The 25767-nt window shown below is 46.7% G+C and carries 20 protein-coding genes and 1 pseudogene; 11 read left to right on the forward strand and 10 right to left on the reverse strand.

Annotated elements, in window-relative coordinates; all coding sequences use genetic code 11:
- Positions 1–40: 40 nt before the first annotated feature.
- Positions 41–1672: a methyl-accepting chemotaxis protein gene (locus R4537_RS11210; protein ID WP_071179524.1), complete on the reverse strand. Its 1632-nt coding sequence runs from the start codon at positions 1670–1672 to the stop codon at positions 41–43.
- A 384-nt stretch (positions 1673–2056) separates the two neighbouring features.
- Between R4537_RS11210 and R4537_RS11215 the strand changes: the two genes are divergently transcribed.
- The 3 genes from R4537_RS11215 to R4537_RS11225 are packed head-to-tail and all read left to right on the forward strand — an operon-like array spanning position 2057 to position 5285.
- Positions 2057–3469 (forward strand): SLC13 family permease, encoded by a 1413-nt coding sequence (locus R4537_RS11215; protein ID WP_071179582.1) that lies wholly within the window; start codon positions 2057–2059, stop codon positions 3467–3469.
- A gap of 9 nt (positions 3470–3478) precedes the next feature.
- Entirely contained in the window at positions 3479–4840 is a 1362-nt protein-coding gene (locus tag R4537_RS11220; RefSeq protein ID WP_071179525.1) for a sensor histidine kinase, read from the forward strand.
- A complete protein-coding gene (locus R4537_RS11225; RefSeq protein WP_071179526.1) occupies positions 4809–5285 on the forward strand; it encodes a response regulator in 477 nt (158 codons plus the stop codon). The genes R4537_RS11220 and R4537_RS11225 overlap by 32 nt, the downstream gene beginning before the upstream one ends.
- A 27-nt stretch (positions 5286–5312) precedes the next feature.
- On the opposite strand, the gene R4537_RS11230 is transcribed toward R4537_RS11225, so the two are convergent.
- The 4 genes from R4537_RS11230 to carR all read right to left on the reverse strand — a co-directional run bounded on the left by R4537_RS11230 (position 5313) and on the right by carR (position 9369).
- Positions 5313–6233 carry a VirK/YbjX family protein gene (locus tag R4537_RS11230; RefSeq protein ID WP_071179527.1) on the reverse strand — a complete coding sequence of 307 codons (921 nt, stop codon included), beginning with the start codon at positions 6231–6233 and terminating at the stop codon, positions 5313–5315.
- Positions 6234–6330: 97 nt separating this feature from the next.
- The gene (gene ompV / locus R4537_RS11235) at positions 6331–7104 is read right to left on the reverse strand and encodes an outer membrane protein OmpV (RefSeq protein WP_071179528.1); all 774 of its coding nucleotides are present in this window, start codon (positions 7102–7104) and stop codon (positions 6331–6333) included.
- Between the two features lie 212 nt (positions 7105–7316).
- Complete coding sequence (gene carS / locus R4537_RS11240) at positions 7317–8639, reverse strand: histidine kinase CarS (RefSeq protein WP_071179529.1); 1323 nt, start codon at positions 8637–8639, stop codon at positions 7317–7319.
- Positions 8640–8664: 25 nt separating this feature from the next.
- A complete protein-coding gene (gene carR / locus R4537_RS11245; protein ID WP_071179530.1) occupies positions 8665–9369 on the reverse strand; it encodes a response regulator transcription factor CarR in 705 nt (234 codons plus the stop codon).
- 374 nt (positions 9370–9743) lie between these two features.
- Between carR and R4537_RS11250 the strand changes: the two genes are divergently transcribed.
- Positions 9744–12815 (forward strand): transglycosylase domain-containing protein, encoded by a 3072-nt coding sequence (locus R4537_RS11250; protein ID WP_071179531.1) that lies wholly within the window; start codon positions 9744–9746, stop codon positions 12813–12815.
- Between the two features lie 85 nt (positions 12816–12900).
- Here the strand turns inward: R4537_RS11250 and nqrM are convergent, their stop codons facing one another.
- Positions 12901–13098: a (Na+)-NQR maturation NqrM gene (gene nqrM, locus R4537_RS11255; RefSeq protein ID WP_000221701.1), complete on the reverse strand. Its 198-nt coding sequence runs from the start codon at positions 13096–13098 to the stop codon at positions 12901–12903.
- Positions 13095–13577 (reverse strand): NifB/NifX family molybdenum-iron cluster-binding protein, encoded by a 483-nt coding sequence (locus tag R4537_RS11260; RefSeq protein ID WP_071179532.1) that lies wholly within the window; start codon positions 13575–13577, stop codon positions 13095–13097. The genes nqrM and R4537_RS11260 overlap by 4 nt, the downstream gene beginning before the upstream one ends.
- Before the next feature lie 497 nt (positions 13578–14074).
- Here R4537_RS11260 and mglB point away from each other — a divergent pair, with 497 nt between their 5' ends.
- From mglB to R4537_RS11280, 4 genes and pseudogenes are all read left to right on the forward strand, one after another.
- Positions 14075–15049 carry a galactose/glucose ABC transporter substrate-binding protein MglB gene (gene mglB, locus R4537_RS11265; RefSeq protein ID WP_002021375.1) on the forward strand — a complete coding sequence of 325 codons (975 nt, stop codon included), beginning with the start codon at positions 14075–14077 and terminating at the stop codon, positions 15047–15049.
- A gap of 204 nt (positions 15050–15253) precedes the next feature.
- The gene (gene mglA / locus R4537_RS11270) at positions 15254–16762 is read left to right on the forward strand and encodes a galactose/methyl galactoside ABC transporter ATP-binding protein MglA (protein WP_071179583.1); all 1509 of its coding nucleotides are present in this window, start codon (positions 15254–15256) and stop codon (positions 16760–16762) included.
- A 10-nt stretch (positions 16763–16772) separates the two neighbouring features.
- Positions 16773–17781 (forward strand): annotated as a pseudogene (gene mglC, locus R4537_RS11275) (galactose/methyl galactoside ABC transporter permease MglC).
- A 173-nt stretch (positions 17782–17954) separates the two neighbouring features.
- Positions 17955–18752 (forward strand): DUF1460 domain-containing protein, encoded by a 798-nt coding sequence (locus R4537_RS11280; RefSeq protein WP_071179533.1) that lies wholly within the window; start codon positions 17955–17957, stop codon positions 18750–18752.
- Positions 18753–18903: 151 nt separating this feature from the next.
- Here R4537_RS11280 and R4537_RS11285 read toward each other — a convergent pair whose 3' ends face one another.
- The 3 genes from R4537_RS11285 to R4537_RS11295 all read right to left on the reverse strand — a co-directional run bounded on the left by R4537_RS11285 (position 18904) and on the right by R4537_RS11295 (position 22162).
- On the reverse strand, positions 18904–20433 hold the full coding sequence (locus R4537_RS11285) for a tripartite tricarboxylate transporter permease (protein ID WP_071179534.1): 1530 nt from the start codon (positions 20431–20433) through the stop codon (positions 18904–18906).
- A gap of 9 nt (positions 20434–20442) precedes the next feature.
- Positions 20443–20940 carry a tripartite tricarboxylate transporter TctB family protein gene (locus R4537_RS11290; protein ID WP_057644414.1) on the reverse strand — a complete coding sequence of 166 codons (498 nt, stop codon included), beginning with the start codon at positions 20938–20940 and terminating at the stop codon, positions 20443–20445.
- A gap of 250 nt (positions 20941–21190) precedes the next feature.
- Entirely contained in the window at positions 21191–22162 is a 972-nt protein-coding gene (locus R4537_RS11295; RefSeq protein WP_071179535.1) for a tripartite tricarboxylate transporter substrate binding protein, read from the reverse strand.
- A 633-nt stretch (positions 22163–22795) separates the two neighbouring features.
- Here R4537_RS11295 and R4537_RS11300 point away from each other — a divergent pair.
- The 3 genes from R4537_RS11300 to prpC all read left to right on the forward strand — a co-directional run bounded on the left by R4537_RS11300 (position 22796) and on the right by prpC (position 25715).
- A complete protein-coding gene (locus R4537_RS11300) occupies positions 22796–23500 on the forward strand; it encodes a GntR family transcriptional regulator (RefSeq protein WP_071179536.1) in 705 nt (234 codons plus the stop codon).
- A 10-nt stretch (positions 23501–23510) separates the two neighbouring features.
- Entirely contained in the window at positions 23511–24407 is an 897-nt protein-coding gene (prpB, locus tag R4537_RS11305) for a methylisocitrate lyase (protein ID WP_071179537.1), read from the forward strand.
- A gap of 174 nt (positions 24408–24581) precedes the next feature.
- The gene (prpC, locus tag R4537_RS11310) at positions 24582–25715 is read left to right on the forward strand and encodes a bifunctional 2-methylcitrate synthase/citrate synthase (protein WP_001271306.1); all 1134 of its coding nucleotides are present in this window, start codon (positions 24582–24584) and stop codon (positions 25713–25715) included.
- Positions 25716–25767 lie beyond the last annotated feature (52 nt).

Here is a 25767-nt window from a genome sequence, read left to right on the forward strand (position 1 = left end):
AAGTCTAGAGAAAGACGCCGCCCTGTAGGCGGCGTAAAAATTAACGAATCTTAAATCGGCGTAGCGTATCTTGTAGCGAAACCGCGAGCTGAGTGAGTTCGCGACAAGCTTGGGCTGTCTGTTGTGAGCCTTGTGCGACTTCTTGTGAAGCCAAGTGAATGTTTTCCACATTGCGGCTGAGTTCATCGGCGACCGAATCTTGTTCACTACATGCGCTGGCGATTTGTGTACCCACATCGGCGATATTGGCAATCGACTCTTCGATAGAGATCATCAAAGACTGAGAGTGGTTACCTTGTTCCACACACTTATCGATACTGGAGCGAGAACGTTCAGTCGCATCTTTGGCTTGTTTGGCCATGACTTGCAGCTTTTCAATAATCGTGGTGATTTCACCCGTTGAATCTTGGGTACGGCCCGCTAAAGTACGAACTTCATCCGCAACCACCGCAAAGCCGCGGCCTGATTCACCGGCACGTGCCGCTTCGATAGCCGCGTTGAGTGCGAGCAGGTTGGTTTGGTCGGCAATACTGCGGATCACATCAACTACGACGTTGATCTGGCTAGATTGCTGCTCAAGTTCACTCACGGTTTGACCCGCCTCTCCGATAACATCGGCCACTTGCTGGATGGAGCGAACCATAGAAGCATTTTCACGTGCCCCTTCTTGTGACTTGTGATTGGCCGCCATCGCTTGGCTAGCGGAATCTTCGGTATTACGAGCAACGTCTGCCACTGCCGCTTTCATTTGCGTCATTGCCGTTGCCACTTGAGTGATTTGATATTGCTGCTCTTTCATGCCATTAGCAGATTGATTAGAGATCTGCGTCATTTCTTCTACAGCACTACTGAGCTGGGTCACTGCCGAGATAATTTCATCGATCAACTGACGTAGATTTTGTTGCATCAGCACAGATGCATCGGCTAATACGCCTAATTCATCATGGCCAATCGCTTTACGATCCATATTTTGTGATAGGTCGCCTTTAGCAATTGCTTGAGCCTGTTTCATCACAATCGACAGTGGACCACAGATTAGACGAGTTAATAACAAAGTCATGAAAACCATGATCGCTAAAATAGCTACATTGCTCGCGATAGAAGTAGAGTTAAGGTTTTGTACCGACTCCAAGATTTCCACTTTGTTATTGTCCATTGCAGAATGTAGGATGCCGATCAATATAACGAAATCATTTTCCAAAGCTTCGAATGTTGCCAATGAATTCACTAGAATCGGATAAGCGACATCAGCACCTTGAGCTAAAAGAGTTTGATTAAATTGTTCGGTGACTGCAGTGTAAGCATTCCAATTACTTATTAGGCGTTTGAAGGTTTGTTCTTCTTCACCTGGCCATACGGTTTTGCCATACGCAATTAAGGATTCGTTGATTTCAGCTTGGATACGGTTGTTACGCTCAATAGTTTGACGAATTTGAGCAGTATCTTTCATTGGCAAGAGAGCAAACTGCGTGCGACGCCAGTAAGACGTTTTGTCTTTTATCGCATCGACATTTTCCATTGCCGGTAGAGTATCATCCGTATAATTGAGCAACTCAGATTGGATTTTTCCTAACTCAGAGATCAAGTAAGTCGCAAATCCTAGGCTAATTACCGCAATGACCGAAAAAGAGAGCGCAATTTTTTTGCCTATCGACAAGTTTTTTAGAAACATGAATGTTTTACCTTTAATTGATGTCATTAAAAGCCGCGTGACTCACAACATCCTTATCTGCGACAGTGTTACTTATGTCCCAAATTTGGCCGCATGTTATCATTCCAATTGTCAGTTGGCGACCATTATAGATAAAGTTAGCAAAAACTATGGAAAGCGCAGATAAATTTGTTAATTACTGTTTCGCCTATCTGACTACTCAATTCTAGAACAACAATTTGTTAAGTGTGGCTCACTTTTGGCTATTGCCGAACGAAGAAACTTTAATCATTGATCTAACACCAAAACATTTCTTTTTTAAGCATCAATAATGACGATTGCCGCGGTGATAGCGTGCCAGCTCCTCGCCAAACACATAATCGATTCTCAGGAAGAGTGAATATGATGCGCCCTTATCTTAAATATATTATTCCGTTGCTGATCCCCATGTTGGTCTTGATGCTTCCTGTCACCGCGTTCCCCTTTGAGGGGCTGACTGTCATACAGCAAAGGGTGATCGCGATTTTCCTTTTAGCGGCGCTATTGTGGGTGTTTGAGCCGATTCCGATTTATTCCACGTCGGTGGTGATTATTGTGCTTGAAGTTCTCATGTTGTCCGATAAAGGTTTCATTTTGTTTCGATTGGGCGAGGGGACAAGTGAATTTGGTGCTTTGTTGAAATCGACCGAAATCATGGCAACCTTTGCCAATCCTATTATCATGTTGTTTTTAGGTGGTTTTTTTCTCGCGATGGCCGCGACCAAATATCGGTTGGATGTCAACTTAGCGCGAGTACTGCTTAAACCCTTCGGTAATAACCCTAAATACGTCATGTTAGGTTTAATGTTAATTACTGCGGTTTTCTCAATGTTTATGTCGAATACCGCAACCACGGCCATGATGCTCTCTATTTTAACGCCAGTGATTGCTGTTTTTGGCCCGAAAGACCCCGGCCGAGTCGCCTTTGCACTTTGTATTCCAGTTGCTGCAAATATTGGCGGTATAGGTACACCAATTGGTACTCCACCTAACGCGATAGCGTTGAAATATCTGGTGGGTGATAACTTAATTACGTTTGCCGAATGGATGGCATTTGGGATCCCGTTTGTGGTGATTTTAATGGCGCTCGCTTGGCTGCTGATTGAATTTATGTATCGCGCTGAGCAGAAAACCATTGAATTAACCATCAAAGGTAAGTTTTTAAAAACGCCCAAAGCCATCATTGTTTACATTACATTTGCGTCAACCATTTTATTGTGGATGCTCGGTTCACTGCACGGTATGAACTCCTATTCTGTTGCCTTAATCCCTGTCGCGGTCTTTTCGGTGACCGGCATTATTGGCAAAGAAGATTTAAAAATGATCTCTTGGGATGTGTTGTGGCTAGTTTCCGGTGGTATAGCTTTAGGTCTAGCCTTAGATAAAACCGGTCTGGCAGAACTGGTCGTCCACAGTATTCCGTTTGACCAATATTCACCCTATGTCGTAATTCTCGGTGCGGCCATCCTCTGTTTGCTGATGGCGAATTTTATGTCACACACCGCGACTGCTAACTTGCTGATGCCTATCATGGCCGCGCTTGGGGCATCCATGACGTCACTGAATCCTTTGGGCGGTGAAGTCACGCTGATTCTGGTGGTGACTTTTGCGGCGTCTTTAGGGATGTCATTGCCTATCAGTACGCCACCGAATGCGCTGGCCCATGCAACAGGGAATGTACAGAGCCAACAGATGGCAAAAGTGGGCATTATCTTGGGGGTTTTGGGGGTGCTGATGAGCTTTGTGATGGTGTGGATCCTCAACATGGTCGGCCATTAAGGAAACGTTATGTCCAACTTAGCGGCTGTTATTGAGCGCTATTTCAACCATACCGATCGCCGTATTACCTTGCCGGCTGGGTCAATTTTGCTTGCCCAAAATGGTTATAACGATCGGCTTTACTATTTACGAAGTGGCCACGTTTCTGGCTATTTTGCGGAAAAAGGTGAGCGGCGCATTAAAGTATTTTCTGCCGCGTCCGGCGCATTTATTGGGGTACACAGTTTTTTCTCAGGCTTGTGGACGGCTTCATCCACTGTGATTGCCGATAGTGAGGTCGAGTTAGCGTGGATCGATCGTGATACACCAGTGCAGGATGTGGAGCAGTATGGTTCACTCAGCACACAATTCATGCCTGTGATTGTGGCTGAGTTATCTCAGCGGCAGCGAAGAGCCACTCAAGAAGCGGTTGCCAAAGAACGCGCTTTAGAGCGGCTATATTCTGCTGAGCAGATGACGACGCTGGGCCAGCTCGCGGCGGGCATTGCCCATGAGCTCAACAATGCTATTGGGGTGGTCAGCAGTAAAACAGAACGCCTAGAGGCCTTGTTTATGGAGTTACTGGAAGAAGTGCATCCAGAAGCGAGTCAGTTTTTTGATTTTGGCTTGCTGTTTGGGCAGAAAGTGTCATCCAGTGAAGCCCGTGAACGCGGTGCTGTGTTTGAAAAGCAGTATCAGCTACCCAAAGATATCGCCCGCGAGTTAGCCCGCGCAGTTCCCGCTAATGAGCTTTCCGCTCACTGGCTGAAAAATCCGCATTTAGCGATTCGTTATTGGCAGATGGGGCGAGATTTGCATGACTTGCGATTGGCCGCAAAACATTCGGTTGGGATAGTCAAATCGGTTAAGCAGCTTGGTCGAGCGGATATTCGCTTGGATGAAGAAGTGGATTTGAACAGCACCATCAATCGCGCTTTGGCCCTGTTACAAAGCGACTTGCGTCGTGTGTCCGTGCGGATGCGTCCGGGAAGTTTACCCATCATCAAAGGCTCGCAGACCGAATGGGTACAGGTGTGGATCAATTTAATTAAAAACGCCTGTGATGCGATGGCGCAAACCGCGGAACCTACGATTGACATTCAAACCCGCTGTTCTCGCCAGCGTCTATACGTGACGGTCGCCAATAATGGACCAGAAATAAATGAGGCCACACGGCGTAAGATTTTCCAACCCTGTTTTACCACCAAGAAAGAGGGACTCTCGTTTGGGCTTGGGCTTGGGCTGGGGCTGGCGATTGTCAAACGTATTGTCTCTGGCTATGGCTATGGCGGAACCGTTGCGGTGAAAAGCGATCAGGACAAAACCATTTTTAGGATTAAATTACCAGTTGAGGGATACCATGGAGAAACTGAACATCATTTGCGTGGATGATCAACGCGAAGTACTGAGTGCGGTGTTACAGGATTTAGAGCCCTTGAGCCGCTGGATCAATATTGAAGACTGCGAATCGGCAGACGAAGCTTTGGAGCTGATGGATGACCTTGATGCCCAAGGGGAGTGGGTGGCGGTCGTGATTTCTGATCACGTGATGCCGGGCAAAAGTGGCGTCGAGTTGCTCAGTGAAATCAGCGCTGACCCTCGCTTCATACACACTAAAAAGGTTTTACTCACTGGGCAAGCTACCCACACCGACACCATTAATGCTATCAATACAGCCGGGATTCATCACTACTTTGACAAACCGTGGAGCGCAAAAACCTTAGTGGACAGTGTTCGCAGTTTAGTGACTCACTATGTGTTTGATCAGCGTTTAGATTACACCGAATGGCAAAGCGAGTTGGATAATAACATCGTGCTTTCCCGACTGCGTGGTTGAAGTCGGGAAAGGCGATGTTAGGTGAGCTTAGTGGTGAATCTCGTTATCCCAAGGTTGCAAATTAGCTTGAATCGACTGTTCAAGCTCGGCTAGCCAAGCGTAACGTTTGGTATAGAGTCGGCGCTTAGTTTTCGACAAGCTGAGAGGGTCTTTACGCGGTGGATGCGTTGGGAGCGAATGCCAATAAGGGTTAATCGCTTCACCGCCCATTTCTTGCCATAACTCGGAATACTGAAAGCGTACCGAACTGCGTTTTGAGCCGATGTAACGCAGCGCTTGATAAACATGCCCCTCATTAGTCACACCATAGACTTTCTCTACACTCCAGTAGCGTGCCAAAATCAGCAGGACTTCCATAATCAGCGCCTTAGGACGCAATCCATGCAACTGATGGGTTAATTGACGAATGATCTCTTGGCGATTTTCAACGTTGGGTCCCGGACCTTGCAACGCGCCAATATGAATCACAGGTTTGTTGCGACCACTGATGTTGAACGCGAGCGTGAACAGGGGCTGATGCTCTTGACTGAGCAAGACCAGAGCAAGTGAACCTTCGCGCTCAGGACCGTGGCAGAGCTGAATCGAAAACAACTCATGTTGAAAAAGCGACCAGCCTTGATGACGATAAATGAGCGGAAGCAGTTGAGCATGGCGCTTTTCCAGAAACGCAAAATGTTCAATCAGCCGTTGTGCGCGCTCTTGGGGTGACCATTTCACACAGACATAAGGTTTCAACGGTTTTTCCAAGGTGCGTGGATAGTGTTGGCGAACCGGATGAAAAGAGGGCTGATTCAGTAAATCTTGGATACGAGCCAAGGTATCCGGCATCAAGATCCCCCACAGACAGAAACGAGCGTTATAACGAAGCTTTTTGACCCCGCGAATATCGGGATAAATTTCAGCAGCGAGAGTGGATAAGCTTTTTAAATAATCAATGCGTGGGTTCATATAAAAGCCATTTCGGTAGCGCAGGGCAGTTCAAGCAGAAAAATCAGACAGGAGGAGCTCCTGTCTGAAGGCGGTATCGTTTAGAAGTGGCAGCCGACTAGAAGTGGTAAGCGACGGTTGCCCCAACGAGCCACTGGTTTGCGCTCTCGACGATGGGGGAATGGGCGATATCAGAGCCTAAACGAGTGTACGCACTGGTTTGGGTGATTTCCCAACGGTCATTAATTGGGTAAACCAATTTGTAACCTAGGTTGTAAGAGAAGTCGCCACCCGCATGGTAGGCTTTACGTTGCGCGGTCGCTTCTTTGTCTTTTACACCGAAATAGTAGTTGTTGTAATCCGAACTCTGGTAACTGATACCAGCAAAAGGTACTAAGTCAGCGACACCCAAATCGATGATATGGAAGTAGTTAACGCCTGTTTTGTAGCCTTTGTTCTCGTTAAGAATATCGTGTTGGAAGTAGGTTGACACAGTACCGTCACCCAGCGCGATATCGGCGTTTAAACCTAGGTCAACCGTGGCTTTGCGCTTGTCCATGCCTTTGACACTGTTTGCTGAATCTTGGTCATAAGCAACGCCGCTGCCAGTCAGATAAGTGCCTAGGTTCACGATATCGCCTGTGTTGCCAAAGAAGCGGTAGTTAATGCCTGAAAGATCGGCATTGAAATCTTCACCGTGGTAACCAAAATTCAGTAAAGCACCGTAAGATTTGTCTTGATCCTTGAGTAGGTCAGTACTGCCAAAAGCACCGACTTCCGCAACCCATTGACCTTCGTGGGTATAGATATTGCCGTTACGAATGTAAGTTTGGGCAGCTAGAGCGTTGCCTGCGATAAGTGATGCTGTGATAAATAGTGCGATCTTTTTCATTATGTCCTTCCAGTTAAGAGCTTATGTTTGGATGTGAACACTGTACAAAATCGCTAGCGAAGACAATATCAATAGTTTGTATGGCTATGTCTGACTTTTGTCAGAGCGGCTTATCCCTGTCTACTTATCTTTTCTAATTGAAGCCGAAATCATGTGCGGGTCGCGAGGGTTTCCCCCAATCACATCGTCTGTTGATGCTCATGGGGATCAACTCACGGCTTGTTTACTGGCAACTCCAGTTTGTTGTGGTATAGAGGTAGCCATAGCGAGAAACAAGCTCCGCCCAATCGACTCTTGGTCAGCGTGACTTCTCCTTGGTGGCGCACCATGATCTGCTTAACGATGGCAAGCCCAAGCCCAAACCCTGATTGCGCTTTGTTGCGTGACGAGTCAGTGCTGTAAAAGGCATCGAAGATATGCGGCCAATGTTGCTCTTCAATCCCCGGTCCATTGTCGTGTATGGCGATGCAGAGCTTAGCGTCGATGGTACTCGCTTCAATCAGTAGACGATCACCTGCGTACTTTTCTGCATTACGGATGAGGTTAACCAATGCCCTTGTAAGCAATTGAGGGTCGGCATCCAGCATTAAGGGTTGCAGAGAAGGGAGGTACTGTATTTGTAAACTGCTTTTATGGCTTTGCTCGTCAATGAAGTCGGCAAGCCACTGATTAGCTTCTAAATGCTGACTCTGGATGTCGCTTTCTGGATGTTCTAGTTTGGCGTAATACAGCAGTTCATCTACCATGGTTTCCATTTCCTCCGTGTCCTCAATAATGCTCGCGACTTGCTGCTGCTGTTTTGCATTCAACTGGCTTTCGGCTAACACTTCGGCTTGCCACTGGATACGGAAGATCGGGGTGCGTAAATCATGTGCGATGGCATTGGTGAGCGCTTTGTTACTGAGGATCAGGTGAGAGATTTTATCGGCCATCATGTTAAAGCTATGGTTGAGCTTACCGACGCTTTTACTGCTTTTAGTACTCGCTCGCGCTTGCAAATTACCATTTGCGAAATCGTGAGTGACCCGCTCCAACTCACGTAGCCGACGACTCAAAAACCAAATTAAGAACATACAATAGAGAGCGAACCCACCTAACATAAAGACAAACAATAAGTTATCGGCGCGATCTATGGCTTGATAGACAGGGGAGTGGCTGTCGGGTTTGAGGAGATAGATCTGCTCGTTGAAGTCCAACTGAAGCCATAAATTACGATCATCATCGTGGAAAATAGGAGAATGCGCTGCCTCACTCGAAAAGTGCTTTTGTACCTCTGGCGGTAATTCGGTGATTGGTAGTAAGTCGACCGTTTTGTGGATATGTTCGGCATAGCCACGCAGTGCGGTTTTCGCCGCTTCTGGACTGTCTAACTGACGAATTTGACTTAATAAAGTCTGTAAGGCTTCTGCCTGATAATCTTCCAGTACGTAGTCATAGTCGGTATCTAATTCATAGACAATAAAGCTATAGCTGACCAAGCTGCCAAAAAACAGCACGATCAGTGAGACAAGTGACTCGATGTAAATGCGGCGCATAGGTTTCCTTTAAATCAACTTAGGTTTACCAAGTGTCAGGCACAAATAAATACCCCTTACCGCGTACCGTAATGATCCGTTTCGGCGTGCTAGAGTCATCACATAGCTTTTTACGTAAAGTGACAATTTTGTTGTCGACTGTCCGATCGAGCCCATCATACTCAATACCCCGAAGTGATTTAGTCAAAAACTCGCGCGATACAACTTGATCCGCCGCTGAAGCTAAGAGCCACAGTAGATCGAATTCACTATCTGATAAGTTGATCACTTCACCATCCAATTCACAGTAGCGTCGGCTTTGGTTTAGTAAAAGAGCGCCAAATTGCAATAAATGGGTAGTATCGGCATTAGCAGTCGTTCGCTCTTCTCGGCGCATCAGCATGCGGATCCTCGCCAAAAGCACTCTGGGTTTTATTGGCTTGTTGACGAAATCATCGGCGCCCATTTCAAGGGCCGCAACATGGTCAAAATCATCATCACTGGCGGTAAGCATGAGAATCTTACCGAGAAATTGTGCACGGATCTGTCTACAAATTGTCAGGCCATTTTCGCCAGGTAGCATGAGATCGAGCAGAACCAGATCAGGCTGATTAAGCAGAATTTGTTCGGAAGCGGTTTCGCCAGTCGCAAAAGTGGTCACTTGGAAGCCTTGATTGGTCATGTACTCGGCCAACATTTCGCGAAGTTTAGTGTCGTCTTCGATAATGTAGAGACTGGGTTGGTTAGACATGGGGACCTCGTGTTTACGGTTTATCCATCAAGGAATAAACGTCTAATACTAACGGAAAACCTCATCAGTATAACGAATATTTCTGTTTGTTTTTGTCAGAAATCCGAATATTTATCAAATGGAGTTCTATAAATGTGGTATGTCGAGAATTTTTTCTTTTCATAAGTACTATTCACACGATCTGCATTATGCAATGATGTACACCAAGCATAGTGTTCGAAAAATACATCAGGTACGATTTTAACTAGATAAGAAAATGCTGTTCGCTAAACTCAGTAACTTCTCTAAACTTCTACACTATTATCATCGGTTATCGATGAGTACTTCTTGTTGCTTTATGGCTACACTCTCAGTGATTAAACGGATTCAACTAAGTGGCTTCTGACTCTATTCCTCGCCGTGTATTAAAAAAGCGTCGACGCGCACAAAAAAACAAACCTCGATATTGGTTAATTGCGGTACTGCTTATCGGTACAGCCGGTGGTGCCGCATTGTTCCATGAAATGGAAACGTCAACACTGCAATCGCGTGAAATCAGTCGTTATGCCAAGGGTTTGACTTATCAAGTCGAACCGGGAGCCAGCGACAAAATCGCGTTCCCGAGTTACGGGCCTTTCGACCAGCGTCTAGGTTATGTGGCGCTACCGAATATTCAAGACCGTCTATTGCAGCGCGGTTTTACGATTCGACAGCAAGTACGTTTCTCCGATGAGCTTCAGCGTTATGCGCAATATGGACTGTATGTACCTTACACGGAAAAAGTTCAAGCTGGACTTACTTTGTTTGATTGCCGTATTGAACCCGTTTATCAATTCCGTTATCCCGGCAATCACTATGAAGACTTTAACTCGATCCCCGATTTGATTGTGCAGTCGTTGTTGTTCATTGAAAACAGGGACTTGTTGAGCGATAAAAATCCATTAGTGAACCCAGCTGTGGATTGGCCACGATTTTTTAAAGCGGCCTTGACACAGGTTGGTAAAGCGTTGGATCTGGATGGGCAATCTGCAGGTGGAAGTACACTCGCTACCCAAGTTGAGAAATATCGTCACTCAGAAGATGGCTTGACATACAGCCCACAGGAGAAAATTCGCCAGATGGTATCGGCGAGCGTACGTGCCTATCGATTAGGTGAAAATACCCTAGAGGCACGTAAGTTGGTGGTCTGGGCTTATTTGAATTCAGTACCCCTATCGGCGGCACCCGGTTATGGTGAAGTGCATGGTCTAGGGGATGGTTTATGGGTATGGTTTGCCGCTGATCCACAGCGTGTGAATCAACTGTTGGATACTCGGCTCAATCAGTCTGTCGATCTTGCCGAACAAGGTTTGGCATTACGCCAAGTGGTCGCGTTGATGATTGCCCATCGTCGCCCTTCATACTACTTGGCCGTCTCAGGTCGTTCGGACTTAAATACCTTAACCGACAGCCACATACGACTTTTCTACCGTGAAAAGATGATTTCAAAATCATTAATGGATGCTGCATTGAATGCAACATTACAGTTCCGTGATTTTGTACGTCAACCCGCGATGACTCGAATCAATACCAATAAAGGTTTATTGGCAGCGCGTACTCATTTAAGCCGTCAGCTTGGGGTGAGTTTGTATGATCTGGATCGAATGGATCTCAGCGCTTCAACCACACTGAATTTTGAATTGCAAAGTGAGGTGACTCGTTACTTGCAGAAATTGGCCACCCCTGAGTATGCAGCGGAAGTTGGGATTCTTGGTTTTCGTTTATTGGCGGCAGAAAAAACCGCGGATGTGCGTTATAGCTTCACACTGTTTGAACGAACGGATGAAGGTTTCAAAGTGCGTGTGCAAACCGACAACACTAACCAACCGTTCGACCTCAATGAAGGCAGTAAGTTGGAGTTGGGCTCTACCGCTAAGCTGCGTGTACTCACTACCTATCTAGAAATTATTGCCAAGTTACATAACAAGTACCATCAACTTTCGGTCACAGAACTTCGCCGCCATCTGGTGGATGCACAAGATACCTTGAGTGTCTGGTCTCTGGAATGGTTACTGACGAGTCCAAAACGTGATTTGGCGACTATGTTGGAAGCGGCATTGGAGCGTCGGTATTCTGCAAGTCCGAAAGAGCGCTTTTTCACCGGTGGTGGTATCCATACCTTTAATAACTTCCGTAGAGAAGATGATGAACGTATTGTGACCATGCGTGATGCATTGCGTGAGTCGATCAACCTGCCTTTCGTGCGACTGATGAAAGATATTGAGCGCTACACCTTGTACAGCGAAGGGTATCGAGCTCAATTGATGAAGGATGATAAAGATCCGCGCCGCATGGAATACCTGCGTCAGTTTGCGGATAAAGAGGGTAGAGCATATCTGCTTCGCTTCTGGCGCAAATACAAAGACAAAACGACAGACGAGCGTATGGCGACGCTGCTCGAAGGTTTAAGACCGAGTGCTGAACGTTTAGCCGCTGTACACCGTTATCTGCTGCCAGACTCATCTTTTGCCGAGTTCAAAGTGTTCATGGATGCTAAATTACCTGCTGCAACCCGCGATAAGGTGAGCAATAAGCAATTTGAGACTCTTTATAACAAGTATGGACGTGGCAAGTTCTCATTACCTGACCAAGGTTATATAGCTCGTGTACACCCGCTTGAATTATGGCTACTTGGCTACCTCAATGAACATGATCAGGCATCATTTAGTGATGCTGTTGCAGCCAGCAGTGATAAACGCCAAGAAGTGTACAGCTGGTTGTTTAAAACACGTCATCGTAATGCGCGTGACAGCCGAGTGCGTACTATGTTGGAAGTGGAGGCCTTTACAGATATTCACCAAAGTTGGCAACGCTTAGGTTACCCATTTGATCACCTTGTGCCTTCTCTCGCCACCGCTCTGGGGAGCTCTGGTGATAGGCCTGCGGCTTTGTCTGAATTAATGGGTATCATTTTGAACGATGGTGTGCGTGTGCCGACGAAACGGATTAACCATCTGCATTTTGCACAAGGCACTCCGTTTGAAACCGAGTTCACTCCTGTTGAAACTCAAGGCGTGCGTGTCTTGCCTGTTGAAGTGGCAAGAGCGTTGCGCGGTGCGTTATCTCAGGTGGTGGATACAGGAACCGCAAGACGGATCTCTGGTGTATTTAAGCTGCCAGATGGAACGCCGATTGTATTGGGTGGTAAAACTGGGACCGGTGATAACCGCTTACAAACAGTAAATCGCGCTGGTACCGTTGTGCAATCTCTAGCACGTAACCGCACAGCGACCTTTGTATTCTATTTGGGTGATAATCACTTCGGGACATTAACTGCGTATGTCGCAGGAAGTGATTCAGAAAAATTTACCTTTACCTCGGCACTACCGGTACAGGTATTGAAAGGCATGGCACCGATTCTATCGCCCTATCTGGCACCGAATGATCAAGAGTGCAGACCTGTGATGAAGCCCTCAAATACAAAGTAAAATATAAAAGCCAACAAAGATTAAGGCAGGTGAATTCCTGCCTTAATCTTTTATGTCTTGCCTGCTTGAAGTCGCAGAGGGGAGCTTATTTTTTGGGTTCGGAAATTTGATAAAGCTTGCGCTGATGAGTATCGCAAGTGGTTTCACAATTACACTCTTTATCAATCCCCACGTTAGCTAGCCCACCGCAACTGCCCTGAATCGGTTTGCGCTTAGCCATCACTCCTAACGTCATTAAAACTGCAAAGAGCACAAAGGCACCGAAAGCCAGTAGATACGTCATCTCTCTTCTCCTTTCCATAACCGTTTGATGGAAAACCCACGCTGAAACGGGTGCGTCGATGGCGAAACGAATGTGGTACGCGAGCCTGACTGATTGCTACTGTGCTGACCACATCCCCGTTTATCATGGACTTTATTCGGCGAGGCTTTGCCATAACTTAAATCCGTGATTGGTCGTAACTGTGTTAACACCAGATCGGTTAAAGCAACTCCTCTAGGTAAAGCATAGACGCGGATCCCTGCGTTAAACAAGGCTTGCAGCATAGATTGTCCGATTTGGCGAACCGCAACTGCTTCGACTTGATAGTGGCGGAGCTGATGCAGGATCGCTGACTTTTTGCCACAGGACTTTGACGGGTCAAGTTCAAGATGGAATTCCGCTTGTAACTGCTGTGTATTGGAATCGATAACGGAAAATGATGGCGATTTGGCAAAATGGTTAAACGGCACACCATGGCGGCTAGGAATGGCTAGAATCATTGGAGTTCTCCTAAATAAGATTACGCCACTATTTTGCGTCGATTTGTTGGCATATGCCAATAATTAAATCAGCAAACTTATCTGTCGTCCCTGTGGTGCGTGAGTAGCGAATGAATGGGTATTTTTCGTCATCTTGTTAAAACACCATCAATACTTCAGCCACTTCATAGTCAGTCCAATTTCTTATCACTACCATTAGTTTGTGTAAACGTTATCACTCTTTATTTTTTAGATACGACATTATGCCACTGAGTGAGCACGGGTATTGTCGTCAAATTAGGGTTAAATTGTTATTGAGTTCAAACTATTTAAACAAATGGTTACAGCTTGGTGGTTTGAAGAACAATTTTTTAACTGGTTCACATTAATTGTGTTTTTTAAAACTATACTCTTGAGTAAACGTTTTCACGGGCTGTGCAAGTAAGTTTTTGTACAAAAGGTCGAGTAAGCGTTGTTCCCTACACACGTAATAAAAAACAACAAATAGGACTTGTTCAATGAGAAAGTTAACTGTTTTAGCAATGCTTTCTGCTGGTATGGGTTTTGGTACACAAGCTCTGGCAGATACCACCATTGGCTTTACCATCTATAAATACGATGACAACTTTATGTCGGTTGTTCGCCAAGCGATTGAAAAAGAAGCTGCGGCGGATAGCAAAACGCGCATCCTCATGAATGACTCGCAGAACAGCCAGTCGATGCAAAATGACCAAGTCGATGTGATGTTGGCGCGTGGTGTACAAGCGCTCGCGATCAACCTTGTTGACCCAGCAGCTGCACCGACCATCATCCAGAAAGCCAAAATAGACGACGTTCCTGTGGTGTTTTACAACAAAGAACCTGCACCTGAAGCGATGGCCAGCTATGACAAAGTGTTCTACGTTGGAACTGATTCTAAAGAGTCAGGCATTATTCAAGGTGATCTGATTGCTGCCCAATGGAAAGCAAATCCAACATGGGATAAGAATGGTGATGGCGTATTGCAATACGTAATGCTTAAGGGTGAACCTGGGCATCCAGATGCGGAAGCTCGTACTTCTTATTCCATCCAAACCCTTAATGACAACGGTATTAAAACTCAAGAGCTGCACATGGATACAGGCATGTGGGATACAGCGATGGCCAAAGACAAAATGGACGCGTGGCTCTCAGGTCCAAATGGCAGCAAAATCGAAGTCGTGATTGCCAACAACGACGGTATGGCGATGGGCGCGATTGAGGCTCTGCGCGGTGCTGGCCAAAAAATCCCAGTTTTTGGTGTGGATGCATTGGCAGAAGCGTTAGCGCTGATCAAATCCGGTGATATGGCGGGTACTGTGCTAAATGATGCGCAAAACCAAGCTAAAGCGACCTTTGAATTGGCACGTAACCTAGCCAATGGCAAGCCTGCTGCTGAAGGCACTCAGTGGACGATTGAAAATAAAGTTGTTCGCGTACCTTATGTAGGCGTTGACATCAATAACGTCGAATAACCTTGGCGAGACGAGGAGAAGGTCACTTCTCCTCTTCACAATCCCTTCTTAGTTGAAGCTGCAACGCTAAGTAATTTGGATAGATTTTTGCAATATAGAAAGATTCAGCGACAGATCAACGGATTTGCCGCACAGAGATATCACGCCGTGTGTACCACGCATTGATATGGGTTGTCTGAATTCTTGCACAATAAAAGTGATGCCATGGTCAATCAAACACATGAATTCCTGTTAGAAATGACAGGGATAACGAAAGAGTTTCCCGGAGTGAAAGCTCTGGATCAGGTGAATTTGAAAGTTCGTCCTCATTCGGTTCACGCTCTAATGGGCGAAAATGGAGCGGGCAAATCCACCTTGCTGAAATGTCTCTTTGGTATTTATGAGAAAGATGCAGGTAAGATTATTTTTCTTGGCCAACCAGTGAATTTCACCTCTTCGAAAGAAGCATTGGAGTCGGGCGTTTCTATGGTTCACCAAGAGCTGAACCAAGTAAAACAGTGCTCGGTGATGGATAACATTTGGCTTGGCCGTTATCCAACCAGAGGTTTTTTTGTCGATCACGACAAAATGTATCGCGATACCAAAGCGATTTTTGCCGAACTCGATATTGATATCGATCCGAAGGTCAAAGTCGCGACCTTGTCGGTTTCGCAAATGCAGATGCTAGAGATCGCCAAAGCGTTTTCCTACGATGCCAAAGTGGTGATCATGGATGAACCTACCTCATCCCTGACCGAAAAAGAGGTAAACCATCTTTTTACCATCATCAAAAAGCTCAAAGAAAAAGGCTGTGGGGTGGTGTACATCTCGCACAAAATGGAAGAGATCTTTTCCATTTGCGATGAGATCACCATTTTGCGTGATGGCCAGTGGGTCGATACGCGTCCGTTGAAAGGGCTGGACATGGACAAAATCATTTCGATGATGGTTGGCCGTGAACTGACCCAGCGTTTCCCAGAAAAAAGCAACGAACCGAAGAATGTCATTCTTGAGGTGAAGAATCTCACCGCACTCAATCAACCCTCGATTCAAGATATTTCGTTTGAACTACGAGCTGGGGAGATTTTGGGCGTGGCGGGTCTCGTCGGTTCGCGTCGTACCGATATTGTGGAAACCATTTTTGGTGTGCGTGAACGCAGTGCCGGACATATTCTGCTCCATGGTCGTGAAATGAAAAATCACGATGCGCATGAAGCGATCAGAAACGGCTTTGCACTCGTGACCGAAGAGCGTCGCTCGACGGGGATCTACTCTAATCTCGACATCACTTTTAACTCTCTCGTTGCCAACGTGGATGAGTACAAAACGCCTTACGGTCTCCTCAGTGACAAAAAAATGAAAAGTGATACGCAATGGGTGATTGATTCTATGCGGGTGAAAACCCCGTCGCATCAAACCCATATCGGTTCGCTTTCCGGTGGTAACCAGCAAAAAGTGATCATTGGACGTTGGCTTTTGACGCAGCCGGAGATTTTGATGTTGGATGAACCCACACGCGGTATTGATGTGGGCGCGAAATACGAAATTTATCAGTTGATTTTAGAGCTGGCCAAGAAAGATAAAGGCATCATCATTATTTCCTCTGAGATGCCGGAATTACTCGGTATTACCGACCGGATCATGGTGATGAGCAACGGCCGCAATGCAGGCATTGTGAACACTAAAGAAACCACTCAGAACGAAATTCTAGAACTGGCCTCTCGATACCTCTAAGGAAATGACTATGGATGCTGTCAAATCATTTGCAATTAAACATTTAAAAGAGGGCGCAATCTACGCAGTGCTGTTTATTCTGCTGGCGATTATTGTGATTCAAGAGCCCTCATTTCTAAGCTTACGTAACCTCAGTAACATTCTGACTCAATCCTCCGTGCGCGTGATTATTGCATTGGGGGGTAGCAGGTTTGATCGTGACCCAAGGCACCGACTTATCGGCAGGTCGCCAAGTGGGTCTGGCCGCGGTGATTTCCGCTACTTTGTTGCAATCAATGGATAACGTGAACAAAGTATTCCCAAGCTTGGGTGAAATTCCCATTCTCGCGGTGATCATTAGTGTCTGCTTGATTGGTGCGATTATCGGTTTGGTGAACGGTGTGATTGTGGCTTACCTCAAAGTAACGCCATTCATTGCGACCTTAGGTACCATGATCATCGTCTACGGCATTAACTCGCTGTACTACGATTCGGTCGGTGCTTCACCGATTGCAGGTTTTGATGAACGCTTCACTACCTTCACTCAAGGCTTTATTCGAATTGGGGATTTTCGGTTCTCCTACATCACCTTCTACGCCATTATCGCGATCATTTTTATGTGGGTGCTGTGGAATAAAACTGTGTTCGGCAAAAACATTTTTGCGGTTGGTGGAAACCCAGAAGCGGCGAAAGTGTCGGGTGTTAACGTGCCTCTGACTCTGCTTAAAGTGTATGCGCTTTCCGGTGTGTTCTATGCGTTTGGCGGTATGCTCGAAGCGGGACGAATTGGTAGTGCCACCAACAACTTAGGCTTCTTATATGAGTTGGATGCGATTGCGGCGTGTGTGGTGGGAGGTGTCTCATTCGCTGGTGGTGTGGGGAGTATCGCTGGGGTCGTAACCGGGGTACTGATCTTCACCGTAATCAACTACGGTATGACCTACATCGGCGTAAGCCCATATTGGCAGTACATCATTAAAGGTTCGATCATCATCTTCGCCGTAGCGCTGGATTCAATGAAATACGCCAATAAGAAGTAAGCGGATAAAATTTAGAAGAAGCTTGATTAAGCCTAGAAGGCCTGACACTTGTCAGGCCTTTTTCATTGAGGATATGTTCTGAATATAAAACAACTTAGTGGAAAATAATGTATGGTTTCGAAAGCGTTAGACTGAATGTTTAAGAATTCTCTTGATAATAAGGATAAAAATCGATGCTCAAACTATCTCTTACTGCTTTTCTGATGGCATTACTTGTTGCTTGTTCAGCATATCATTCAGATGAGTATGCAATTAGTGTTAGTGAGCGTACTCTTGAGAAAGCGAAATCTATTATCGAGAATGAAATAAAACCGAATACGCATTTAACATCGGGTGATTTAATTGTTCACACTTCTCGCTTATTTATGGATACGCCTTATCAGGCTGGAACTTTAATCAGTAATTCAAATCATCCGTATGCGTTAGTGGTCAAATTCGATTTGTTAGACTGCTTTACTTATTTAGATTATGTTATAGCATTGAGCCAATCTTTTGATAATGCGTCATTTTTGAGCGCACTCGTCAACGTTCGCTATAAAAAGTCCAATGTCACTTATTATGATCGCAAGCATTTCTTTTCAGATTGGTATGCAGTATCACCACAAATTGCTGCGGATATAACCGCGGTTATAAGTCCTGATGCCATCACTGTACCTAAACAGTTAAATCAAAAATTAGAAGGCGGGGAGTATATTCAAGGTTTAGGTGTTATTCCGCGACTGGTCACTTATATTCCGAGTGATAAAATCACTCAATCTGTCCTCGATAATCTGCAAAATGGTGACTTAGTTGGGGTTTATTCTCCAAAAATAGGGTTAGATGTCACTCACACCGGTATTATCGTTAAAGAAAATAATCAAATTCTCTACCGTAACGCTTCATCCTTATCCAAATACAATAAAGTTGTCGATCTTCCTTTTATGGATTATATCCGCTCAAAACCCGGAATTGTGGTTTTGCGGGTCGAATGATTGATTGTTAATGATGTAACTTATTGAGATATTTTAAACAATGACAGAAAACGCCTATTGTTCCAAGAGCTGTGAGCAGATCTTCGCGAAATATAGAAAAGTGCCACCTTTACGGTGGCACTTTTATTTTTTAGTGAAGTATCAACTTTAATCAGTGCGGCAGTTTCACCCCTGTTGGACGCTTTTTACGTTCCATCAAGCGGCCAAACAGTGGGCTGAGGAGTGTCACAATCGCCAATACGGTAAAGGCTAAAGTGATTGGGCGTTCCCACAGGAAGCTGATTTCGCCATCCGTAATGACCAATGCACGGCGTAAGTTCTCTTCCATCAAACCGCCTAAAATAAAGCCGAGCAGGAGGGGAGCAAGTGGGAAGTTCGCTAGACGCAGAGCAATTGCGCCCATCGCGACCAGAATCATCACATACACATCCATGGTATTGAACGACACCAAATACACGCCGGTGATTGAGAAGAACAGAATCATCGGCAACAGTACAGTGCGTGGAACTGCAAGCAGTTTGGAGATGTACGGGATCAACGGCAAGTTGAGGATCAGCAGTACGATGTTACCCACGTACATGGAGATGATGACTGACCAGAAAATATCAGGATGATCAACAAACAGACGTGGCCCCGGTTGAATTCCATAAGCGATGAGAGCACCCAACATAATCGCAGTGGTGCCAGAGCCAGGAATACCGAGTGTTAAAAGTGGGACGAATGAGCCGCTGGATGCGGCGTTGTTGGCCGATTCTGGCGCAACTAAGCCACGAATTGAACCTTGACCGAACTCTTCTTTTTTGGCTTTTGGGGCAAGGTTACGTTCCATACCGTAAGCCAAGAAAGCGGCAATGGTTGCGCCTGCGCCGGGTAGTACGCCAGTGAAGAAACCGAGGATTGAGGAGCGCAGTGAAACCGGAGCCGCTTCTTTGACTTCTTCTTTAGTCAGTTTCATGCTGCCGATGTTTTTCATCTGCTCTTGCTCGTTAGCACTGTTGTCAGCATCCGGCTTTAAAATGCCCATCAAGGTTTCGCCAAGGGCAAAGGTCGCCATGGCTAAGAGTAGGAAGCTAAAGCCATCCATCAAATCGGTGAGGCCGAAGGTGAAGCGTTCGACACCAATGCCTTTATCAATACCAACAGTGGAAAGCATTAAACCGAGCACGGTCATCATCCATGCTTTAATAACTTGGCCTTTTCCTGCAAAGGCCGCCACCGCTGAAAGACCGACCAGCATCAGTGCGAAATAATCTGAAGATTGGAAACTGAGTGATACTTTGGCTAGGGCAGGCGCGGCAAACAGCAACATAATGGCAGACAGTGTACCGCCAGTGAACGAGGCGTAAGCGGCGAGTGCCAGAGCTTTACCCGCTTGGCCTTTTTGCGCCATAGGGTAGCCATCAAATGAGGTAACAACTGTGGCAGAGCAACCCGGCGCATTAATTAAAATTGAGGATGTTGAGCCACCAAAAATCGCACCGTAGTAAACGCCCGCCATTAAAATTAGTCCAGAAGCGGGTTCTAGTCCGTAAGTAATCGGGATCATCAGCGCAATGGCTGAAATGGGACCTAAACCGGGAAGCATGCCAATGAAGGTGCCGACGAAGCAGCCGATCATCACCATCATCAGATTGGTCGGCATTACTGCCGTCGCCAGCCCTTGTAAAATTCCGTCTAACATGATGATTTCCTATCCGAAAGTAAACAGATGACCCGGTTCAAGATACACATCCAGTCCTTTGGTCAATAATAAGTAAAATGCGATAACGAAAGGGAACGAAGCACCAAATAGGATGCTTTTGCGTCGTTCGCCCAACAGGTAAAAACCAGCAAGTAAGAAGAAAGAAGTGGCCAGTACAAAGCCGAGGTAAGTCAAGCCAAGGCCGTACAGCGTCATCAGAACTAAAAAGCCGATCAGCAATTTCCAGTTAAACTCGATCACAGCACCGCTTTTTTTATCTGGTTGACCAACCACGAGCAGCAGCAGTGATAAACCGATAGCGACATAAGTCAGAATCGTCGGTAAGGTTTGGGCGTTAAAGGGCTCTAACTCATCGCCCGGTAGCATAGTAATGAGTGAAGTTTGATAGCCGTAACCAAGGCTGAACAGTAGGAATAACATGGCTCCCACTCGGTCACGGCAGAGTAAGTTTTCTTTAGTGAAAATTTTGGTTGGCAGATCTGACATATCCAACTCCATTGGGTTTGTGAACGGTGTGCGAGAAAGAGCCGAGTAAACACAAGTTAATAAATGGGGATTAACCAAACCTGTCACACTACCAGCAAAAATGCAGGCAGCATTAAGGTGTTTGGGTATGACTGCAAGTCAAAGGAACTTTATCCATAAACAAACTTTACCCATAAACAAAGGAGTGACGGTGTTTACGTTTACTCGGCAAACAGTGTGAGAGAAGCGGATTGCTCCGCTTCTGCTGCAATTACTTCAAGAAGCCGAGTTCACGCATCAGGTCGCCCATTTGCTTCTCTTGTTCTTCAAGGAAAGCGTAAAACTCTTTGTCACCTTTGTAGCTGTCAATCCAGCCATTACGGTCACGGATCACTTTCCACTCTTCGCTGGCAAACATCTTCTTGAACACTTCGTTCCACTCCGCGACTTTTTCTGCGCTCACGCCCGGTGCGGCAAAGTAGCCACGCCAGTTAACGAAGGTGGTTGGGTTGCCATAGTCGGCAAGGGTTGGAATATCGGGTGCGATCTCCAAACGTTTTGGAGAGGTGATCGCTAAAACGCGCACTTGACCGGATTTCGACATCTCCAGCACTTCGCCCAGACCGGTTGAAAGGACTTGAGTTTCGCCAGAGAGCAGGGCAGTCATGGCGGAGCCTCCCGCATCATAAGCGACGTAACGCACTTCTTTTGGATCTAAGCCTTGGCCTTTAAAGGCTGCAGCAGCGACTAAGTGGTCCATACTGCCGCGTGCTGAGCCGCCTGCGATTTTGATTTGTTTCGGATTGGCTTTGAAATCCGCGACCACTTGTTCCCAAGAGGTGTATTTCGAATCACCCGCCACGACGAAAGCACCATAGTCAGAGACGATTTCGGCAACTGGCGTGAGATCTCGGAAAGATTGAGGAAAAACACCAGACAGCGAACGAATGACGATCGGGGTCGAGTTAATCATCAGAGTATCTTGCTGACGATTGGCGGTTTCAATCAGGTGTGCAATGGCTTTACCGCCACCGCCACCAGAGAGGTTTTGGTAAGAAGCATTCCCCACCAATTTCGCTTTCATAAGCGCATCACCTGTGGCGCGTGCGGTCATATCCCAGCCGCCACCTGCACCACCGGGTACGATAAAGTGGATTTTTTCAAGGTCAGCCGCGAGAGAGGAGAAAGAAAAAGTAGCGGCCAGCATGGCGGCGGTGAGGGAGGGTTTAAAAAACTTCAGCATGTTTCACGTTCCTTATGTTGGCGCATCATACAACTCGTTGATGCTTATTGTTTTGTCCCCTTTTGATCTGAAGCGGCAGCGGTGTCGGCTACGATTCGAGTCATTGGGGTATCTCTTTTTCACCACGACCTCATGAGAAGAGGCACGATTAACGTTTGTCAGTCAGTGTCGTCAATTGTGTGGATTATGTGGTCAAGGTTTGGGGTACCACTGCTCCTGATAATGAGCATGCAACCAAGGTTAATGATCTGTTAAATAAATGTCTTTAATCCGTCAATAAAAGCAATATTGGGCATTAAGTGAATTATGTTCATAAAGTTCACGGTCTTGATTGAGGTTATGTTGACGTCATGGAAAAGCGTATCGTGTAGACAGATGTTAATCATGATACGCAACCAGTCAGTGGGGAAATGAAAAGAAGTTTTTGTTTTACTATTTGTTTTTAAATGTTTTTATTTCTACTTTCCTTTCTTTCTCCCCGCATTCAACTTTATACCTTAGTCTAAAGTGTCGACAATTATCTTGATTGTCGACACTTTTATGGGCTATTTTTTCATCAGACCAAGATAGCGATGCGCATTTAACACAGAGTGAGTTGTGAACAGTTAGGTGCGAAGATGAGAATCACGATTGATGAAAAGTAGTCCGTTAGTCCGCCAAGCGAGCACTGAAAAAGAGAGCACCAAATCAGAGAATCTGACCGAATATCTGATTGAAGCCATTGTGGAAGGGGAGCTCGCGCCGGGCAGTAAAATCTCTGAACCTGAGCTCGCCAAACAGTTTCAAGTCAGCCGTGGCCCATTGCGTGAAGCGTTAATGCGCGTCGAAGGGCTTGGCTTGATAGAGCGTATTCCGCACATCGGTGCGCGAGTGATTCAATTGTCACCCACCAAACTGGTTGAGCTGTATGCAGTGCGCGAAGCTTTGGAAGGCATGGCCGCAAGGTTAGCAGCGCGCAATATTACTGAAATCGAACTGGCGGGCTTAGAAAGCTTATTGTCGACACATTCCACTCATATCGATCAGGTTGAAGGCGCTTCTTACTTTCACCAGCAGGGTGATTTCGATTTCCACTATCGAATTATTCAAGCCAGTCGCAATCAACAACTGATTGGTTTGCTGTGTGATGAGCTTTACCACTTGCTGCGTATGTATCGTTACCAATCGCCGCGTTCGCATTCGCGTCCGGTAGAAGCTTTGGAAGAACACAAATCTATTCTGCGTGCGATTCGCCAACGAGACGAAGAGTTGGCCGAAATGCTGATGCGTCGCCACATCTCGCGCAGTCGTCAATTGATCGAACAACAAATAATGCTGGATGCCCAACAACAAGGTTAAGGAGAATCCCATGAGTTTAAGTCCTGGCGCCAAATTCAGGCTGGCAGTGAAAACCCATCATCCACTGCAAATCGTCGGCACCATCAACCCTTACTGCGCCATGATGGCGAAAAGTATCGGACATCAAGCGATTTATCTCTCTGGCGGTGGCATTGCCAATGCTTCGTACGGCTTGCCGGATTTGGGCATCACCACACTCAATGATGTGTTGGTGGATGTGGAACGCATCACCAACGCCTGCGATTTGCCTTTGCTGGTGGATATTGATACCGGCTTTGGCGGTGCATTTAACATTGCTCGCACCATCAAAGCGATGGAAAAAGCCGGAGCTGCAGCAGTGCACATGGAAGATCAGGTGGCGCAGAAACGCTGTGGTCATCGTCCGAATAAAGCGATTGTTAGCCAGCAAGAGATGGTGGATCGCGTTAAAGCCGCAGTGGATGCGCGCATCAATCCTGAGTTTGTGATCATGGCACGCACCGATGCGTTAGCGGTAGAAGGCATGGACAGCGCGATTGAGCGTGCGATTGCTTGTGTGGAAGCGGGCGCGGACATGATTTTCCCTGAAGCCATGACTGAGCTGAAACAGTACGAACAGTTCTCAACGGCACTGCGTAGTGCCACAGGTAAACATGTGCCGATTTTAGCCAACATTACCGAGTTTGGTCAGACCCCCCTTTACAGCGGCGAGCAATTGGCAGCGGTGAATGTCGATATGGTGCTGTACCCACTCAGCGCTTTCCGCGCCATGAATAAGGCGGCGGAAAATGTGTATCGCCACTTGCTGGAACACGGGAATCAGGAAGCACTGCTCGATCAAATGCAAACGCGCAAAGAGCTCTACGCTTATCTGCATTACCACGAATACGAAGACAAGCTGGATCAGCTGTTTTCACAACCCTCTTAAGTCGAGGGAAGCCCAAGGAAAACAACCCTCTCTTAGGTTTGACAGCCAATGTGGCTGCGTGAGTAAGAGAACATTAAATCCAATAACGTGAATCACTCTCCTAAAACACCCGAAGGTGGACACTAAGAGGTCGGTGCGCTAGCACCAAAAGGAGAGCCAGAAAAGGAGTTCGACATGTCTGCTGCAAAAGAGTTAGGCGGAGCAGGGCTGCGCGGCCAAAGCGCGGGAAGCACCGCTTTGTGTACTGTGGGAAAAACGGGAACCGGGTTAACCTACCGTGGTTACGACATTACCGATTTGGCCCATCATGCTCAATTTGAAGAGGTCGCGCACCTGCTATTGGTGGGGCATTTGCCAACGCAAGCGGAGCTGGATCAGTACAAAACTCGTTTGATTGGCCTGCGCGGTTTACCCGAAAAACTTAAACAAGCACTGGAATTGATCCCTGCTGAAGCGCATCCGATGGATGTGATGCGCACGGGCTGCTCCATTCTTGGCAACCTTGAGCCTGAACATACCTTTGCTGAGCAACAAGCGGCGACCGAGCGTATGTTGGCGCTGTTTCCGGCGATCATCTGTTACTGGTATCGCTTCAGTCATGACGGGGTGCGTATTGATACCGCCGATCAAAGTGAAGATTCGATTGGCGGCTATTTCCTCAAAATGCTCACCGGCCAAGCGCCGAGCGAGCTGTTCAAAAAAGTGATGCACTGCTCGCTCACTCTGTACGCTGAGCATGAATTCAATGCTTCTACCTTTGCGGCAAGAGTCTGCGCGTCAACCTTGTCGGATATTCACTCTTGTGTGACAGGCGCGATTGGTACGCTACGCGGGCCTTTGCATGGTGGAGCGAATGAAGCCGCGATGGCGATGATTGAGCAGTGGCACAGTGCCGATGAAGCGGAAGCGGGCATCATGCGCATGTTGGCGAACAAAGAGAAAATCATGGGCTTTGGCCACGCGATTTATCGTGAGAGTGACCCACGCAATGCCTTAATCAAAGAGTGGTCGAAGGCGCTTTCTGAAGCAGTGGGGGATTCTCATCTCTACGCTGTTTCTGAGCGTGTGGAAGCGGTGATGAAGCGCGAGAAAGATCTGTTCTGTAATGCGGACTTCTTCCACGCCTCGGCCTATCACTTTATGGGCATTCCGACCAAATTGTTCACGCCAATCTTTGTGATGAGCCGCTTAACCGGCTGGGCGGCGCATGTTTATGAGCAGCGTGCCAACAACCGAATTATTCGCCCAAGCGCCGATTATGTGGGGCCTGAGCATCAAACTTGGTTGCCGATTGAACAGCGTGGCTAACACTGAACAAGTACAACGAACCCTCCAGTGGAGGGTTCAGAGCCATTTCAAT

Origin of the sequence: Vibrio paracholerae, assembly GCF_037672085.1 — a bacterium.
Classification (GTDB): Bacteria; Pseudomonadota; Gammaproteobacteria; order Enterobacterales; family Vibrionaceae; genus Vibrio; species Vibrio cholerae.